Source organism: Herbaspirillum sp. GCM10030257, assembly GCF_042666555.1.
In the GTDB taxonomy this organism is placed as follows: domain Bacteria; phylum Pseudomonadota; class Gammaproteobacteria; order Burkholderiales; family Burkholderiaceae_D; genus Noviherbaspirillum.
Window position 1 is genome coordinate 1 of record NZ_JBHTDH010000132.1, and the last position, 675, is coordinate 675.

Here is a 675-nt window from a genome sequence, read left to right on the forward strand (position 1 = left end):
GCTTTGTGGCCGACCCATTTAGCAGTGAGCCGGATGCACGGATGTACCGGACTGGTGACCTGGGACGTTACCTGGCTGACGGCAGCATTCAGTTCCTGGGCCGCAATGACCAGCAGGTCAAGCTGCGTGGTTTCCGTATCGAGCTCGGTGAAATTGAAGCGAAGCTGCTGGAGCAGCAAGGGGTGCGCGAAGCAGTGGTGATCGCACGCGAAGACCGGGCGGGCGACAAGCGGCTGGTCGCCTACCTGACGACCGATGCGCAGCTTGATACTGAAGCGCTGCGCGCAGTTCTGTCAGCAACGCTGCCCGAGTACATGGTGCCGGCGGCGTACGTGCAGCTCGACACGCTGCCGCTGACGCCGAACGGCAAGCTGGACCGGCAGGCGTTGCCGGCACCGGAAAGCGACGCCTACGCGAGTCATGGGTATGAAGCACCGGTCGGTGAAGTCGAAACTGCACTGGCTACGATCTGGGCCGAAGTGCTGGGCGTTGAGCAGGTCGGCCGCCACGACAACTTCTTCACCCTCGGTGGCCACTCGCTGCTGGCGGTCAAGGTCGCCTCGCGCGTGCGTCAGGTACTGGGCGTGGAACTGGGCGTGACCGAACTGTTCGCCCATGCCAGCCTGTCCGCACTGGCAACAGCCGTCGGCCAGGCTGCCCAAAGCGAGCTGCCAG

1 protein-coding gene is annotated in these 675 nt (G+C 64.3%); it reads left to right on the top strand.

Translation table 11 applies throughout. The features are described from left to right. On the top strand, positions 1-675 hold a 675-nt coding region (locus ACFQUU_RS29410; RefSeq protein WP_382252192.1), incomplete at both ends, for a phosphopantetheine-binding protein.